Origin of the sequence: Pseudomonas sp. JL2 (assembly GCF_031570495.1) — a bacterium.
Lineage (GTDB): Bacteria > Pseudomonadota > Gammaproteobacteria > Pseudomonadales > Pseudomonadaceae > Aquipseudomonas > Aquipseudomonas rhizophila.
Genome location: NZ_JAKUDH010000004.1, coordinates 337,015 through 353,032, shown reverse-complemented (window position 1 = coordinate 353,032; position 16,018 = coordinate 337,015). Strand labels below are relative to the sequence as shown.

Annotated in this window: 20 protein-coding genes; 14 read left to right on the top strand and 6 right to left on the bottom strand. The window is 60.8% G+C overall.

What is annotated here, in order from left to right:
* The first annotated feature begins 196 nt into the window (after nucleotides 1-196).
* Both rhtA and MKS85_RS09055 read left to right on the top strand, forming a co-directional pair.
* Nucleotides 197-1,084, top strand: a complete 888-nt coding sequence (gene rhtA / locus MKS85_RS09060; protein WP_076383873.1) for a threonine/homoserine exporter RhtA — start codon at nucleotides 197-199, stop codon at nucleotides 1,082-1,084.
* A gap of 166 nt (nucleotides 1,085-1,250) precedes the next feature.
* A complete protein-coding gene (locus MKS85_RS09055; RefSeq protein WP_047228298.1) occupies nucleotides 1,251-1,532 on the top strand; it encodes a hypothetical protein in 282 nt (93 codons plus the stop codon).
* An 8-nt stretch (nucleotides 1,533-1,540) separates the two neighbouring features.
* Here MKS85_RS09055 and MKS85_RS09050 read toward each other — a convergent pair whose 3' ends face one another.
* A complete protein-coding gene (locus MKS85_RS09050) occupies nucleotides 1,541-2,110 on the bottom strand; it encodes a TetR/AcrR family transcriptional regulator (RefSeq protein WP_188252071.1) in 570 nt (189 codons plus the stop codon).
* Nucleotides 2,111-2,200: 90 nt separating this feature from the next.
* On the opposite strand from MKS85_RS09050, the gene MKS85_RS09045 reads away from it, so the two are divergent.
* Together MKS85_RS09045 and MKS85_RS09040 are read left to right on the top strand one after the other, a co-directional pair.
* The gene (locus MKS85_RS09045; RefSeq protein ID WP_047228296.1) at nucleotides 2,201-2,929 is read left to right on the top strand and encodes an SDR family oxidoreductase; all 729 of its coding nucleotides are present in this window, start codon (nucleotides 2,201-2,203) and stop codon (nucleotides 2,927-2,929) included.
* A gap of 36 nt (nucleotides 2,930-2,965) precedes the next feature.
* The gene (locus MKS85_RS09040; protein ID WP_139049507.1) at nucleotides 2,966-3,556 is read left to right on the top strand and encodes a 2-hydroxychromene-2-carboxylate isomerase; all 591 of its coding nucleotides are present in this window, start codon (nucleotides 2,966-2,968) and stop codon (nucleotides 3,554-3,556) included.
* 9 nt (nucleotides 3,557-3,565) lie between these two features.
* Here MKS85_RS09040 and MKS85_RS09035 read toward each other — a convergent pair whose 3' ends face one another.
* From MKS85_RS09035 to MKS85_RS09020, 4 genes are all read right to left on the bottom strand, one after another.
* Nucleotides 3,566-5,374, bottom strand: a complete 1,809-nt coding sequence (locus tag MKS85_RS09035) for an aminopeptidase P family protein (protein ID WP_139049506.1) — start codon at nucleotides 5,372-5,374, stop codon at nucleotides 3,566-3,568.
* 109 nt (nucleotides 5,375-5,483) lie between these two features.
* Entirely contained in the window at nucleotides 5,484-6,098 is a 615-nt protein-coding gene (locus MKS85_RS09030; protein ID WP_076383868.1) for a LysE family translocator, read from the bottom strand.
* A gap of 101 nt (nucleotides 6,099-6,199) precedes the next feature.
* Entirely contained in the window at nucleotides 6,200-6,466 is a 267-nt protein-coding gene (locus tag MKS85_RS09025; RefSeq protein ID WP_047228292.1) for a hypothetical protein, read from the bottom strand.
* A gap of 116 nt (nucleotides 6,467-6,582) precedes the next feature.
* Nucleotides 6,583-6,948, bottom strand: coding sequence for an antibiotic biosynthesis monooxygenase (locus MKS85_RS09020; RefSeq protein ID WP_047228291.1), 366 nt, complete (start codon nucleotides 6,946-6,948; stop codon nucleotides 6,583-6,585).
* Nucleotides 6,949-7,044: 96 nt separating this feature from the next.
* Here MKS85_RS09020 and soxR point away from each other — a divergent pair, with 96 nt between their 5' ends.
* The 10 genes from soxR (at nucleotide 7,045) to MKS85_RS08970 (ending at nucleotide 14,499) form a co-directional block, all read left to right on the top strand.
* Nucleotides 7,045-7,497, top strand: coding sequence for a redox-sensitive transcriptional activator SoxR (gene soxR, locus MKS85_RS09015; RefSeq protein WP_047228307.1), 453 nt, complete (start codon nucleotides 7,045-7,047; stop codon nucleotides 7,495-7,497).
* 105 nt (nucleotides 7,498-7,602) lie between these two features.
* Nucleotides 7,603-8,064 carry a VOC family protein gene (locus MKS85_RS09010; RefSeq protein ID WP_047228290.1) on the top strand — a complete coding sequence of 154 codons (462 nt, stop codon included), beginning with the start codon at nucleotides 7,603-7,605 and terminating at the stop codon, nucleotides 8,062-8,064.
* Between the two features lie 276 nt (nucleotides 8,065-8,340).
* Nucleotides 8,341-9,555, top strand: coding sequence for a PepSY domain-containing protein (locus tag MKS85_RS09005; protein WP_047228289.1), 1,215 nt, complete (start codon nucleotides 8,341-8,343; stop codon nucleotides 9,553-9,555).
* Complete coding sequence (locus MKS85_RS09000; protein WP_076383866.1) at nucleotides 9,552-10,094, top strand: thiamine pyrophosphate-binding protein; 543 nt, start codon at nucleotides 9,552-9,554, stop codon at nucleotides 10,092-10,094. The genes MKS85_RS09005 and MKS85_RS09000 overlap by 4 nt, the downstream gene beginning before the upstream one ends.
* The gene (locus MKS85_RS08995) at nucleotides 10,091-10,417 is read left to right on the top strand and encodes a hypothetical protein (RefSeq protein WP_139049504.1); all 327 of its coding nucleotides are present in this window, start codon (nucleotides 10,091-10,093) and stop codon (nucleotides 10,415-10,417) included. Before MKS85_RS09000 ends, MKS85_RS08995 begins: the two co-directional genes overlap by 4 nt.
* A complete protein-coding gene (locus MKS85_RS08990) occupies nucleotides 10,414-10,989 on the top strand; it encodes a DUF6162 family protein (RefSeq protein ID WP_139049503.1) in 576 nt (191 codons plus the stop codon). Before MKS85_RS08995 ends, MKS85_RS08990 begins: the two co-directional genes overlap by 4 nt.
* A gap of 35 nt (nucleotides 10,990-11,024) precedes the next feature.
* A complete protein-coding gene (locus MKS85_RS08985; RefSeq protein WP_047228285.1) occupies nucleotides 11,025-11,951 on the top strand; it encodes a metal ABC transporter substrate-binding protein in 927 nt (308 codons plus the stop codon).
* A complete protein-coding gene (locus tag MKS85_RS08980) occupies nucleotides 11,948-12,700 on the top strand; it encodes a metal ABC transporter ATP-binding protein (protein WP_107322051.1) in 753 nt (250 codons plus the stop codon). Before MKS85_RS08985 ends, MKS85_RS08980 begins: the two co-directional genes overlap by 4 nt.
* A complete protein-coding gene (locus tag MKS85_RS08975) occupies nucleotides 12,700-13,599 on the top strand; it encodes a metal ABC transporter permease (protein WP_139049502.1) in 900 nt (299 codons plus the stop codon). The genes MKS85_RS08980 and MKS85_RS08975 overlap by 1 nt, the downstream gene beginning before the upstream one ends.
* Complete coding sequence (locus MKS85_RS08970) at nucleotides 13,600-14,499, top strand: metal ABC transporter solute-binding protein, Zn/Mn family (RefSeq protein WP_173406719.1); 900 nt, start codon at nucleotides 13,600-13,602, stop codon at nucleotides 14,497-14,499.
* Nucleotides 14,500-14,804: 305 nt separating this feature from the next.
* On the opposite strand, the gene prpF is transcribed toward MKS85_RS08970, so the two are convergent.
* Nucleotides 14,805-15,998: a 2-methylaconitate cis-trans isomerase PrpF gene (gene prpF, locus MKS85_RS08965; RefSeq protein ID WP_076383863.1), complete on the bottom strand. Its 1,194-nt coding sequence runs from the start codon at nucleotides 15,996-15,998 to the stop codon at nucleotides 14,805-14,807.
* Nucleotides 15,999-16,018 lie beyond the last annotated feature (20 nt).

The window sequence follows — 16,018 nt, the reverse complement described above, 5'->3', positions numbered from 1 at the left end:
TCCGTTTCGACTGCGCCGGAAGTGGGGCGAATTATAGACTTTCAGAACTTGCCGTCAACCCTTAATTTGATTTTTCTATCCAGCCAGAAGCACCTCGCTGAAATCCTCCTTATATATAGACGGAATCGCTGCGATTGCGCAGTATATTGCGCAAACCAGCCTTCCCCCCCGCTTTTATCTTGGACGACGCTTAGCAATGACTCTCCCACATCGCAGCCTGGCAACCACTCTTTACCCGGTCGCCCTTCTATTGATTGCCATGGCATCCATCCAGTCGGGAGCTTCACTTGCCAAAAGCATGTTCCCGGTTGTGGGCGCACAAGGCACCACGACGCTGCGGCTTATCTTTGCCAGCCTCATCATGCTGTTGTTGCTGCGACCATGGCGCGCCAAGCTCTCAGCTCAATCCCTGCGCACCGTGATCGTTTACGGGATGGCGTTGGGCGGCATGAACTTTCTTTTCTATATGTCGCTGCAAACGGTTCCGCTGGGAATTGCCGTGGCACTGGAATTTACCGGCCCTCTGGCGGTTGCCATTTACGCTTCGCGGCGAGCCATCGATTTTCTCTGGATTGCCCTGGCGATCACCGGCCTGCTTCTATTGATACCCACTGGAGCCACCAGCAGCGGTATCGACCTGGTCGGTGCCGGTTATGCCCTGGGTGCGGGATTCTGCTGGGCACTGTACATCCTGTTTGGCCAGAAGGCGGGCGCGGACAATGGCGTGCAAACCGCCGCACTGGGGGTCATGATCGCGGCCCTCTTCGTCGCGCCTATCGGTATCGTCCACGCAGGGGCCGCATTACTGACGCCGAGCCTGATTCCGATCGCCATTGGCGTCGCCATTCTGTCCACCGCCCTGCCCTACACGCTGGAGATGATCTCCCTCACACGAATGCCAGCCCGTACTTTCGGCACACTCATGAGCATAGAACCTGCCTTCGGTGCACTGTCAGGACTGGTGTTTCTTCAGGAGTACTTATCCCTGGCTCAGTGGGCCGCCATTGGCTGCATCATCCTGGCGTCAGTCGGCGCAACGCTGACGATGGGTAGCGCCGCGAAGCCCGCCATCGCAGTTGATTGACGCCGGATTTAACGAAGCTCTGGTATTTACCGCACATTTAGGCCATGTTTAGCCCGTAACCTAATGTCAGACATGGAATTTTCATACAGGACGTCACGAACGCTTAAAGCAAAAGCGAACACAATCGCACGCAGACATCAGATCCGCGGCGGTGATAAGGACGGGAATGAAACGAATTTTGATATTGATCGTTGTGCTTGCAATTGCGGGCTGCGCAGCGACAACAAAGACTGAAGTCAAACGCGGTAAAAAGGGTTTGCACATCAACTGCTCCGGCTTGTCCTCGTCCTGGGAACAGTGCGCCGCCAGCGCCGCCAATTCATGCGCTCCCAAAGGTTACAGGGTGATCGCAAAGTCGGGCGACGCTGTCGAGGAGCCGGGGGATTATCCTTTCGGACTCAACCCCGCCGGCTATACCAGTCGCAGCATGATCGTCATCTGTAAATAGGCAGCGGATCAGTCGGGTCGCTGCTGGGCTATTCGACGACTGATCTCATCATGACTGGACTTGAGGACATCACGCTGGACCCCTGGCGTGGCCAGCATGCGGGCGACAACCAACGCGCCCACGCATTGCGACAGAATGGCCCAGGCCAGGCTTTCGCTTCCCAATATCCGCGCCCAGCTTTCATGCAAACGACAGATCCACGTTTGCGCCGCCTCTCTCACCTGCACGTCGGACCGCGCGATCTCAGCGCCCAGCACCGGCAGCGCACACCCCGCCTCCGGCTGTTCGACGTGGCTCATGCTCAGGTACTGCTTGAGACATCGCTCCAGTTTTTGTGAGTCCAGAACATTCTCACCGCTCAAGCGCTCCAGGCTTTGCGCCAACTCTCGCTCGACGATCGCCTTGAAAAGCTCATCCTTGGATGAGAAGTGACTGTAGAACGCCCCGCCGCTCAAGCCGATCGCCTTCATCAGGCCATCGACACCGACAGTGGAAAACCCCGATTTCTTGGCGGACATGGCACTGCTGGCGAGCAGTTTCTCTCGGGTCTCCAATTTGTGATTGGCTGAATAACGCATATATCTGGCCTCTGATTGCCCACCTTGACGCTTGCCGGATCTTAGCATAACGTCCGTTTAGCTAACGATCGTTTACCAATGAGGCTAATCATGAATAACAAGAAGGTCGTACTGGTTGTTGGCGCAGGCGATGCCACCGGTGGCGCAATAGCCAAACGTTTTGCGCAGGAAGGTTTCGTGGCCTGTGTTACCCGCCGCAGCGCTGACAAACTCGCGCCATTGGTCGATTCAATTCGGGCTCAGGGCGGTGATGCGCATGGTTTTGCCTGTGACGCGCGCAAGGAAGACGAGGTGGTCGCGCTGATCGAGCAAATCGAAAGCCAGATCGGTCCGATTGAAGCCTTTGTATTCAACATCGGCGCCAACGTGCCCTGCAGCATCCTTGAAGAGACCGCGCGCAAATATTTCAAGATTTGGGAGATGGCCTGTTTTTCCGGTTTCCTCAATGCTCGGGAAGTGGCCAAACGCATGGCCTCGCGCCAGCGCGGGACGATTCTGTTCACCGGCGCCACAGCAGGACTGCGCGGGGCTTCAGGGTTCGCCGCCTTCGCAGGGGCCAAACATGGCATACGCGCATTGGCCCAAAGCATGGCCCGTGAACTGGGGCCGATGAATATTCATGTAGCCCATGTGGTGGTGGATGGCGCCATCGACACCGACTTCATCCGCGATAACTTTCCGGAAAAATATGCAACCAAGGATGCGGACGGCATTCTCAACCCCGAACACATCGCCGACAACTATTGGTATCTGCACGCCCAACCCCGCGACGCCTGGACCTTCGAGCTGGACCTGCGGCCCTGGAGCGAACGCTGGTAAACCGCCCCCCCTCACAATAACAAGAGCGCAGATACCATGAGCAAATCCGTGGAGTTTTTCTTCGACCTCGGCAGCCCGACCACCTACCTGGCCTATACCCAACTACCGACCCTGTGCGCGCAAACCAACAGTCAGTTGATCTACCGTCCGATGCTGCTTGGTGGCGTCTTCAAAGCGACCGGCAATGCGTCACCGGTTACCGTGCCGGCCAAGGGGCCTTATCTATTCAAGGATTTGAATCGCTTCGCCAACCGCTACGGCGTTGACTTCAAGCTCAATCCGCACTTCCCGATCAATACGCTGTTACTGATGCGCGCCGTGACCGGCATGCAACTGCACCATCCCGAACGATTCGAGGCCTTCATCGATTGCCTGTTTCGCGCCCTGTGGGTGGACGGCCGCAACCTCAACGACCCGGCAACAGTCGCGGAGGTTTTGAGCCAAGGCCATTTTGATCCCGATCATGTGCTGGTCCTGACGAGCAACGAGCAGGTCAAGGAAGCACTCAAGATCACCACCGAAGAAGCGATTAAACGGGGCGTGTTCGGCGCCCCGAGCATGTTCGTCGGCGACGAGCTGTTCTTCGGCCAGGATCGGCTGGACTTCGTCCGTGAAGCCCTGGGCTGATGCCTTACATCAGATCGCCTGCGTCCGCGTGTTCAGCCATTGCAGCGCGTCGCCTTCCAGCAACGGGCTCAATCGACGCTGAACCTCGGCATGGTAGGCGTTGAACCAGTCTTTTTCGTCCTGGGTCAGCAAGGACGGCTCCAGGCAGCGCGTGTCGATCGGGCACAGGGTCAGGGTTTCGAACTCGAGGAAGTCGCCGAACTCGCTGCTCCCCGCCTCGCGATTCAACACCAGGTTCTCGATGCGTACCCCCCAACGGCCCGGACGATAAGTGCCCGGTTCGATAGAGGTGATCATGCCCGCCTGCATCGCTGTTTGCGGCGCGGCGGCGGCCTGATAGGCAATCACCTGCGGGCCTTCATGAACGTTGAGAAAGTAACCGACGCCGTGACCAGTGCCATGACCGTAGTCCACCTGCTCGGCCCAGATCGGCGCGCGAGCGATGGCGTCCAGCAAGGGCGACAGAATGCCCCGTGGAAATTTGGCGCGAGACAAGGCAATCACGCCCTTGAGCACGCGAGTGCAATCCCGCTTCTGCTCCACGGTAGGCGTTCCGACTGGCACCATACGGGTGATATCGGTGGTACCACCCAGGTATTGGCCGCCAGAATCGATCAGCAGCAAGCCATCGCCCTCGATGACCGCGTGGGCTTGCTCCGTGGCGTGGTAATGGGGCATCGCGCCGTTGGCGTTGAACGCGGCAATGGTATTGAAGCTCAGTGAGACAAATTCCGGCCGGCGTGTACGGGCGGCGGTCAGGTGCTCATCGATGGTCAGTTCGGTAATGCGCTCGCGACCCCAGGCGCTTTCCAGCCAGGCAAAGAACTCGCAAAGCGCCGCACCGTCCTGCTCCATGGCCCGACGAATGTGCTCGGCGTCGGCCAGGCTTTTGCGAGACTTGGCCAGCGTCGTAGGGTTGAGTCCCTCGACCAGCTTCACGCCACTGTCCAGATTATCCAGCAAACCGACCGTGACCCGCGCCGGATCGATCTGCAGGCTCGCGCCACTGGGCACTTCCCGCAATGCGGCCGCCGCTTCGCTGTAATCACGCAGCGTCACGCCGTCCTGTTCAAGAACGGCACGCAGCGACGCATCGACCTTATCCAGGGCCACGAACAACGTTGCCTGTTGCTGGCTGATCAAGGCAAAGGAAACGAATACCGGGTTGAACGACACATCCGCACCGCGCAAGTTGAACAGCCAGGCGATGTCATCCAGCGTGGCGATGAAATGCCACTGGGCACCGCGCTCCTTGAGGGTTTCCCGCAGCTTGGCGAGTTTCTCGACCCGGCTGACGGTCGCCTGCGGCGGCAGATGGGCATAAACCGGTTGGCTCGGCAGGCTTGGGCGGTCGCTCCAGGCCTCCTTGAGCAGATCCATGTCGGTGCGCAACCGCGCCCCGCGTGCCTCAAGCTTGTCGCTCAGGGTCCGGGCCGAGGCCACAGCCATGACCGCGCCATCAACCGCCACCGCTGCGCCTTCAGGCGTCTGTTCGGCCAGCCAATCCAGCGGGCCAGCCTGACCGGGAATGAGCTTGACCAGTTCAATACCGCTGCCTTCAAGCTCCTTGGTGGCCTGCTCCCAATAACGGCTGTCCGCCCAGACGCCCGCGAAGTCCGCCGTGACGATCAGAGTCCCAACCGAGCCATGAAACCCCGACAGCCATTGCCGTCCTTGCCAATAGCCCGGCAGGTATTCCGACAGATGCGGGTCGGCCGATGGCACCAGCAATGCGTGAATGCCTTCGCGATTCATCAATTGGCGGATTCGGGCCAGGCGCTGGGGAACCAGTCCATGGGTCAAAGGCTCGGTACTCATCGTTTCTCCTGCTCGTAAAATAGTGTTGTTCGCTTGCACCAAGGGCTCTGGATATCAACCACAGCGACTGATCAGCGAGCTTAACAGGCATCCGCCCCAAGCTCAGCCCTTAGCCGATGCTTTCGAGCAGCAACGGATACAACGAGGCGACCAATAACAGCGCCATCCCCCAGTTGAACAGGCGCAGCCAGCGACGATCACGCAAAAGATTGCGTAACAGGCTGCCGCACACCACCCACAGGCTCACGCTCGGCAGGTTGATCAGGGCAAACACCGCAGCGATAACCAGCACATTGAAGAAATAACCTTGAAGCGGCGTGTAGGTGCTGATGGCGCCGATGGCCATGATCCAGGCCTTGGGATTGACCCACTGAAACGCCGCCGCGCCCCAATAGCTGATGGGCGTGCTGTCCCCTGGCCGGTTTTCAGAGACCGGCCCGGAGTGGGCGATTTTCCACGCCAGGTACAACAGGTAGGTCGCACCTACATAGCGCAGTACGGTGTAGAGCAGAGGGTAGGTCTGGAACACCGCGCCCAGGCCAAGCCCCACCGCCAGCACCAGGGAAAAGAAGCCGCAGGTGATGCCCAGCATGTGAGGAATCGTGCGGTTGAAACCGAAATTGACGCCCGAGGCCAGCAACATGGTGTTGTTGGGACCGGGGGTGATCGAGGTCACCAGGGCAAACAGGGCGAAGCCCAGCAACAGGTCAAGCGAAAGGGTCATGGCAGGCATATCCAATGGGACGGTCAGTCAAGTCATGACCCTACCCCACGTCCTGAGCCAAACCCATGGACAGTTAGGCAAAACTTCGAGCAGTACAGTCCTCAGCTCGGCCGCCCAGACCGCTTCATGGCTCGCTCGGCGCTCATTTGCCCCTGGTCGTCGAAACCCACGTTTTTCTGCGAAGGACCGAGCAACTCGGCTTTTTTCGCGTGATATTCCTCAAACGACAGGCCCCGGCGATTCAAGGCTTCAAGGGCCAGTTCACGGGTTTCTTCGGCGGTGTAGGGGCGCAACTCCGGCGACGAAGAGGCGCAGCCGCTCAACACAGTGGCCGTTAACAGCAGCAAAACAGCAAAAGTCCGATTCATGGCAAGTATCCAATGTTCTGAAGTGGGGCGATGAACAAAGGCTACCCGCCGCCTTCACGCGGCAGAAATCAACCCGTTTGATAGTGGGTATTGCTGGCTCGGATCGTCCGCTGCGCTTAACCGACCAACTGGCAATGCAGGGCGTTGTCGGCACTGCGTTCGATGTTGCGCAACACCTGGAACGAGCCGAATGTCACGGCCTTGGCCCTGTGGGCCTGGATCAGCCGCCAGAAATCCTGCTCACCACGCTCGAAACTCTGAAACGCCGCTTCGCCCGCCTCGCGGTTTTGCCAATGCAAATAGTTGAGAACCCGTCGTCCGTCCTCGCTGACCTGGATACTGGCACTCAGAAATCCTGCATGCCCCCGGGCCAGCCGCTCGGTCTGCTCTGACAGGGCCGTCACCAGCGCCTGTTGCCATTGAGGTTCGATGTCGAACTCCATCAACTGGGTAAAACTCTGATTGTTCCTTGGTGATTGCATGAAAGGTCCTCGCTGTACGTAGGGCGGATCTTGCGGTCCGATGGCGTGCAGGGTAAAACCTCTAGTTAACTCAAGGTCAAGCAGAGAATGCAGGCGATGACACAGATAAACGTCCACAAGGAACTCACCGTCGGCCAAGTGGCCGCCCGCAGTGGCGTGGCCGTCACCGCCCTGCACTTCTATGAATCCAAGGGGCTGATCAAAAGTAATCGTAACCAGGGCAACCAACGCCGCTATCCACGGGAAGTGTTGCGACGTGTGGCGCTGATCAAGGTCGCCCAAGGCCTTGGCATTCCGTTGGCCGAAATCGGCAGCGCCTTGAAAACCTTGCCCGACGACCGCGCCCCAACGGCGAACGACTGGAAGATCCTCTCAGCCCAGTGGAGCCGCGAGCTGGATCAGCGCATCAACCACTTGATGGCGCTGCGCGATCGACTCAACGGCTGCATCGGTTGCGGCTGCCTGTCGATGGAAGGTTGCCCGCTGCGTAACCAGGGCGATGTGTTGGGCAAGCGCGGGCCGGGAGCGCATCTGCTGGACACGCCGTGAAACGTTCGTCGGGTCATGCGCCGCCCCCAAGTCGCTGTCCTATAGTGGATGGGCGCAAATCGGCGAGGCCCTCTTCGCCTCCCCATAACAACAAGGAGAAACGTCATGGGTGTCAAAGCCATTCCTGAAGGTTTCCATAGCATCACGCCCTACCTGGGCATTCAAAAAGCCGCTGAAGCCATCGAGTTCTACAAAAAAGCCTTCAATGCCACCGAGGTCATGCGCCTGGACATGCCGGACGGGGGCGTCGGTCATGCCGAGCTGCGGATTGGCGATTGCCCGATCATGCTCGGCACGCCTTGTGATCAAGGGCCGTTGCGTAACCCCGAACAATCGGTGCCGGTAGGCCTGCATCTCTATGTCGAAGATGTGGACAAAGCATTCGCCCAAGCGATTGCCGCTGGTGGCACGGTGATTTCCGAGGTCAAGGATCAGTTCTATGGTGATCGCAGCGGCACCTTGAAAGACCCCTTTGGGCATGTGTGGTTTCTGGCTACGCACAAGGAGGATCTGACTCAGGAACAGATTGAACAGCGGGCCAGGGAGATGTTTCAACAGCAGGGCTGACGGCCAACCTGCTCTTGTGGCAAGGGGCCCCATCCCCTTGCCGCAGTTTTTTTACATTTCCGCCCCGCCGATTTGCTGGAGCCAGGATGGGAAATACATCCGGTTCGCAAACGCGAAACATTTTCTTTCATCTTTCGCTTCAGGATTTCCATTGCTCGTTCGTCTTAATTAGATGCAGCAGGTCGCGTCGGCAAAAGCCACGACCGGCTTTTCAGGGTTCAGGGGATTACGAAGCCCGTAATACCGAGCCTTTCATCGAATCAAGACGTTCAAACCATGTCGAAGAAATCCCGCTCCAAACTCTGGTTTCTGGTTCATAGCTGGCTGGCACTGCCCATCTGGTTTTTCGTCCTCATCGTTTGCGTCACCGGCACGCTGGCGGTGGTCAGCCAGGAGATCGTCTGGCTGGTCAATCCCGAGATGCGCGCCAGCAAACCCTCGGACGACGCAGCGCTGCTCAGCTACGACCAGGTCGTCGCCGCCATCAAGCAAGCCCAGCCGCAAACCCAGGTGCAGAGCATCGTACGCCCGGATGAGTCGCATTTTGCCCTGGAGGTCGGCGTGACCTACCCCGACGGGCGCCCCGACAAGATCTACGTCAACCCATACAGCGGTATCGTCCAGGGCTCGGCGCCGACGTTCAATTTCAGAGGTTTTACCCGTGCCCTGCATGGCTGGTGGCTGGTACCGTTCACCAATGGTTACAGCTGGGGATGGTACCTGGTGTCACTCCTCGGCCTTCCGCTGCTGGCATCCCTGGTGACCGGGCTGGTGGTCTACAAGCGTTTCTGGAAGGGTTTTTTCCGTCCGACCCTGCGGATCCGCCACGGCGCACGCATTTTCTGGGGCGATTTCCACAGGCTCAGCGGCATCTGGTCGATCTGGTTCATCGCGGTCATTTCCATTACCGGCACCTGGTTCCTGATCGAGGCGTTGCTGTCGGACAACCAGATTTCCATTTCCAGCGCACCGGTCATTCCGGTGGTATCACGTGAAAGTGTCCCGCTGTCAGCCGACGGTACTGCGCCATCACAACTGAACCTGGACCGCGCGATTGAAATCGCCCGCCAACAAATCCCTGGCCTGGAAACCAGCTTCGTCAGCCTGCCCGGCAACGCTTACAGCCACTTGGAAATCGGTGGACGCGGTTGGTATCCGCTGATGTTCCAGACCGCCACCATCAATCCCTATAACGGTGAGGTCGCCGCCTCGCGACTGCTGTCGGACCGCACAGCGCTGGAATTCGTCACCGAATCCATGCGTCCGTTGCACACCGGGGACTTCGGCGGCCTCTGGATCAAGCTCATCTGGTTCTTCTTCGGTTTGATCATGAGCATGATGGTCCTCAGCGGGCTGCTGATCTGGACCAAACGCACCGCCCTGGCTACCGCAAATGCCTTCAAGCGCAGCCAAAAACCTTCCCGGCAAGCTCGAACTGCGCCGTTGTTGCAGCCGTCCATCCACCGTGAATCGCCGGAGGGCAACCTGTGACCCCGTCCACCACCACCGCGCCGCCATCGCGTCTAAGTGTGTTCTGGCAAAAATGGCGCTTTCACCTCAACGTGCTGCTATTGCTGATCCCACTGGGTTTCATGCCCAAGTACTTCTCCGAAGCCGCGTTGTTCCGCGGTGATGCCGGGCTGGGTGAGCGGGAGGTCGGTGAAGTCCAGGTCGGCCCCTGGAGCCTGCGCCTTGCAGAGTTTCGCGACGAAGCGCCACGTCTCGATGGACCGGCAGGCCATATGAAGCACTTCAACGCCGCGCTGTGCCAAAGCTGCATCAGCCAGGTCAAGGCTACTTATCTACGTATCGGCAAACCTCGCAGCCTGCGGGCCGCCGGGGTGATTTTCTTCGGCTCGCCCTATCGCATGGGCGCCTTGTTGCCGGTGCCGCAAAAGACCCGGCTCGACGCCGAACTGTGGATCACCCTTGAAGGCTGGGACGGCTCGATGCACCAGGCTTCCATACCCCTGAGCCAGGCCTCGCCGGCCACCATCGCCTGGCTGAAAACCCAAGGAGCCCAACCATGACTGCCCGCGGCTATCTCAACAGCCTGGCGCTGCTGCTCTGCGCAGGTGCCAGCAGCAACGCCCTGGCCCATAACCCGATGTGTGAATGCAAGGCCATCGACGCTGAGCAGATCCAGTGCACCGGCGGTTTTTCCGACGGCAGTGGCGCGCCCGGCGTGACCCTGGATGTGATCGGCTACGACGAAACCATCCTGGTGCCGGGCAAGCTCGGCGCCGATTCGACGCTGACATTCAAGAAGCCCAACGCCGAGTTCTACGTACTCTTCGACGCTGGCCCCGGCCACGTGGTGGAAATCGACCAAGCCGATATCGAGGCCCCATGAGCAATCCCACCACCCAAGTGATCCGTCCCGCCGGCGCCGGCCATGAAACCCTGTATGTGTTGCTGCTGTGCCTGATCATCATTCTGGTGGCCGGATCGGTGGTGGCCTGGCACGGCGAAACCCATGACGTCAGCGAGGTGCCTGCCCATCAAGTTGACGCCCGCCGCGATCTCAGCGCTGCCGAGCAAGGCATCTATGCCGACCTGCGGGTGACCCTGGATGAGATCCGTCTGCTACGCGAAGAGCAACAGTCCCTGCCCACCCCGCAAATCCTGGCCGAAGAGGGCTTTGCCCCGTTCGCTCAGGATGCCAGTTCCGTCAGCCGAGGCGGACATGTCTGGCAGCAGGTGGAGAACCGGGCCTACTTCGGCGCCAGTGCAAATCCATCCGTCGCCGGTTCATTTCTGATGCGCATCGGCGAAGCATCCGACGCCGTCCCGGACATCTGGCTCAATCGCGGCAACAGCGTCGCCGTCTCCAGCGATCTGGACGACACCGCTTTGTCCGCCGCCGGCTGGAAGCAGATCGTCGCGCAGTTCGACGCCGGCGTAACCCGCCAGCACCGGCACTGACCCCACGTCCTCATTCGAGAGAAGACCGTTTGCCCATGTCTATTGCATTTCAACGCCGCCCTTTGCTGGGCCTGCTGATCGGCCTGCTCGCCTGTCTGTTCACCCCACTGGCCAGCGCCGAAGCGGCCAAGCGCCTGCGTATTGGCATCACCCTGCATCCTTATTACAGCTACGTGGCCAACATCGTCGGCGACAAGGCCGAAGTGGTGCCGCTGATCCCGGCCGGCTTCAACCCCCACGCCTACGAGCCTCGTGCCGAGGACATCAAGCGCATCAGCGGGCTCGATGTGATAGTGCTCAATGGTGTGGGCCATGACGATTTCGCCGACCGGATGATCGCCGCCAGCGAAACCCCGAACGTGAACGTGATCGAAGCCAATGAAAACGTACCGCTGCTGGCTGCCACCGGGATCGCCGCCCGGGGCGCCGGCAAGGTCGTGAACCCGCATACCTTCCTGTCCATCAGTGCCTCCATTGCCCAGGTCAATAACATCGCCCGGGAACTGGGCAAGCTTGATCCGGACAACGCCAAGGCATACACCCAGAACGCCCGCGCCTATGGCAAGCGCCTGCGACAAATGCGTGCCGCGGCCCTGGCAAAGTTGACCCAGGCCCCCAATGCCGAGTTGCGGGTCGCCACGGTCCACGCCGCCTACGATTACCTTCTGCGCGAATTCGGCCTGGAGGTCACCGCCGTGGTCGAGCCGGCCCATGGCATCGAGCCAAGCCCGAGCCAGTTGAAGAAGACCATCGACCAACTGCGCGAACTGGACGTGAAAGTGATCTTCTCGGAGATGGACTTTCCGTCCACCTACGTCGACACCATCCAGCGTGAGTCGGGGGTGAAACTGTACCCGCTCTCGCACATTTCCTACGGCGACTACAGCGCCGAGAAGTACGAAAAGGAAATGACCGGCAACCTCGACACCGTGGTCCGGGCCATTCAGGAGTCCGGCGCATGACTGTCCAGGAAACGCTCACCTTGCAACACGTCGGCCCTTTGATCGAGTTCGACGATGTCAGCCTGAACCTGGGCCGCACCACGATTCTCGACGCGGTGGCCTTCCAGGTGCAGCCGGGCAGCATTCATGCGCTGGTGGGTCCGAACGGCGGAGGCAAGAGTTCGCTGATCAAGACCTTGCTCGGGCAGATGCCCCACCAGGGACGCTTGAGCCTGCAATGGCCGGGGGAGCCCGGTGTCATCGGCTATGTGCCCCAAGCCTTGGAATTCGACCGCGGCCTGCCTATGACCGTGGATGATTTCATGGCAGCGATGTGCCAACGCCGGCCGGCCTTTCTCGGCCTGAGCAAGCATTACGTCGGCGCTATCGGCCAGGCCCTGGAACGGGTCGGCATGCAGGACAAACGCAAGCGTCGCATGGGCGCGCTGTCCGGCGGTGAACGCCAGCGGGTGTTGTTGGCCCAGGGGCTGATTCCTGCGCCGCAACTGCTGGTGCTGGATGAACCGATGTCGGCGCTGGACGAGGCCGGCATCCAGGTGTTTGAACAACTGCTGCGAGACTGGCGCCAGGCCGGCATCACGGTGCTGTGGATCGAACATGACCTGGAAGCCGTCGGGCGCCTGGCTGACCGCGTCACCGGCCTGAACCGCCGCGTGCTGTTCGATGGCCCGCCGCGTCAGACCCTGACGCCGGAGCGCTTGCTGACGCTGTTTTCCACCCATCCACGCCCGAACGGGAGCGCCGCCTGATGAGTTACGAAGCCTTTCGTTTGATGGTCCAGGGTTGGGCGTCGTCCGGCTATCTGCCCGAAGCGCTGGCTTACGGGTTTGTGGTCAATGCGTTGCTGGCCGGGCTGCTGATCGGCCCGGTGCTGGGTGGCCTCGGCACCCTGGTGGTGGTCAAGCGCTTCGCGTTTTTCTCTGAAGCCGTGGGCCACGCGGCGCTGACCGGCGTGGCGGTCGGCATCCTGCTCGGCGAACCCTACACCGGGCCCTACGGCAGCCTGTTCGGCTATTGCCTGCTGTTCGGCATCCTGCTCAATTACCTGCGCAACCGCACCGGCCTGGCACCGGACACGCTGATCGGCGTTTTCCTCTCGGTGTCCCTGGCCCTGGGCGCCAGCCTGCTGCTGATCCTGGCGGGCAAGATCAACGTGCACATCCTTGAAAACGTGCTGTTCGGCTCGGTGCTGACGGTCAATGGCAATGACCTGCTGGTGCTGGCGGTGGTCGGCTCACTGGTGATGGCTTTGGCGTTGCCGCTGTACAACCGCATCATGCTCGCCAGTTTCAACCCCCAACTGGCGGCGGTGCGCGGGGTGGCGGTCAAGACGCTGGATTACCTGTTCGTGGTGTTGGTGACGCTGATCACCGTGGCGGCGGTAAAGGTCATCGGCGCGATTCTGGTGGGGGCCTTGCTGGTGATTCCGGCAGCAGCGGCGCGTCTGCTCAGCCAGTCGTTGAAAGGTTTTTTCTGGTGCTCCGTGCTGATCGCAACCATCAGCACCCTGTGCGGGATTCTCGCACCGATTGTCTTCGACCTGCCGATCCCATCCGGTGCCGCGATCATTCTGGTGGCCGGCATCGCATTTGCCCTGGCCGCCATTGCCCGGGGTGTTGTCCCCAGCCTCAAAGGGAATCTTGGATAAATGGTTTTTTCATTGCGACAACTGGCATTGGCCGTAGCCTTGTGCGGTCTGGTAAACAGCCCTTCTTTCGCCGCCGAAGGCACACCGGTGCGCCTGCTTGCTTCGTTGCCGGTCACCTACGGCTTGGGTGAAGCGTTGCTCAAGGGCACCGATGTCAGCCTGGAGCGCGCCGCGCCGGCCAATCTGCCCGGTACGCGCCAGAATGCCTACTTCAGCGGCCGTGGCGCGCCGGCCCTGAGCAAGCTGGCCAGCGATGCCGACGCGGTGATCGGGCTGCGCTCGTTGTGGCCGGATGATCCGCTGTACCCCATGGCCCGCCGCAGCAACATCCGCATCGTCGAAGTCGATGCCGCCCGCCCGGTGGACGGCGCCCTGCCCGGTATCGCCGTGCAATCGGGATCGGCCGATGGCCTGGCGAGCCAACCGTGGATGGCCAGCCATAACCTGGGACGGATGGCCGATGTCATCGCCGCCGACCTGGTGCGCCTGGCACCGACGGCCAAACCGAAGATCGACGCCAACCTGGCGGCGCTCAAGCAGCGCCTGCTCAAGCTCAGCGCCGAGAGTGAAAAGCGCCTGGCCAGTGCCGACAACCTGAGCGTTGTCAGCCTGAGCGAGCATTTCGGCTACTTGATCAGCGGTTTGAATCTGGACGGGATCAGCACCGATGCCCGGCCCGACGCCGAATGGACACCCGAAGCCCTCAAGCAATTGACCGCCACGTTGAAAGACAACGACGTGAAGCGGGTGCTGCATCATCGTCAGCCCGCGGATGCCGTGAAAGCGGCCATCACTGAGGGCGGCAGTCAGTTACTGGTCCTGAGCACCGACGCCGCCGACCCGGTGGCGGAGCTGGAGAGCAATGTGAACCTGGTCGTCACGGCGTTGACAGGGGGCTGACTGCAGGAATGCGCGCCCCTGTGGGAGCGGGCTTGCTCGCGATAGCGGTGGATCAGGCGACATCAATGCTGACTGTGCCGGCCTCATCGCGAGCAGGCTCGCTCCCACAGGTTCAATCGCGGATGTTCGCAGATTCTGTGCTCACCACAAATCCACTGTGGGAGCGAGCCTGCTCGCGATGAGGCCGGCACATCCAACCTCTTTGCGGGCTGTACCATCGCTATCGCGAGCAGGCTCGCTCCCACAGTTTTGATCGCGGATGCTCGCAGACGCCGCGTTCACCACGGGTTTGCCTGGGTCAAGTGTCAGTTCAGAACATCCCCCGGTACCCGCACAAACCCTTCCATCAATACCCGCGCGCTGCGGCTCATGATGGCTTTTTTCACGGTCCATTCGCCATTGACCTGGCTGGCCTCAGCGCCGACGCGCAGGGTGCCGGAGGGATGGCCGAAGCGCACAGCGGTGCGGTCGATGCCGCCGGCCGCCAGGTTCACCAGCGTGCCGCTGATCGCCGCCGCCGTGCCGATGGCGACCGCCGCGGTGCCCATCATCGCGTGGTGCAGTTTGCCCATGGACAGTGCTCGCACCAGCAAGTCGACGTCCCGCGTCGTCACGGCTTTACCGCTGGAGGAGAGGTAGTCCGCCGGCGGTGCGACAAACGCCACCTTCGGCGTGTGCTGGCGCTGGGCGGCTTCGTCCAGATGCTGAATCAGGCCCATGCGCAAGGCGCCGTGGGCACGGATGGTTTCGAACATGGCCAGGGCCTTGGGATCGCCATTGATGGCGCCCTGCAATTCGGTGCCGGTATAACCAACGTCCCGGGCATTGATGAAGATCGTCGGGATGCCGGCGTTGATCAGGGTCGCCTTGAAGGTACCAACACCAGGCACCTCAAGGTCGTCCACCAGGTTGCCGGTGGGAAACATCGAGCCACCACCGCCCTCCTCCTCGGCCGCCGGGTCCATGAATTCCAGTTGCACTTCAGCCGCCGGAAAGGTCACGCCGTCGAGCTCGAAGTCACCGGTTTCCTGCACCGCGCCGTCGGTGATCGGCACATGGGCGATGATGGTCTTGCTGATATTGGCTTGCCAGATCCGCACCACGGCCACGCCGTTTTGTGGGATGCGACTGGCGTCCACCAAACCACTGCTGATGGCGAATGAACCGACCGCCGCCGACAGGTTGCCGCAGTTGCCGCTCCAGTCCACGAACGGCTTGTCGATGGACACTTGGCCGAACAGGTAATCGACATCGTGATCGGCTCGGGTGCTCTTGGACAGGATCACGGTCTTGCTGGTGCTCGACGTCGCGCCGCCCATGCCATCGATCTGCTTCTCGTATGGATCGGGGCTGCCGATCACTCGCAGCAGTAAAGCATCCCGGACCGAGCCGGGAACGCGGGCCGCTTCGGGCAGGTCCTGCAAGCTGAAGAACACGCCTTTGCTGGTGCCACCACGCATGTAAGTGGCGGGGATTCTGATTTGCGGTGCGTGAGCCATGATGCTCCTCAAGCGGGCCC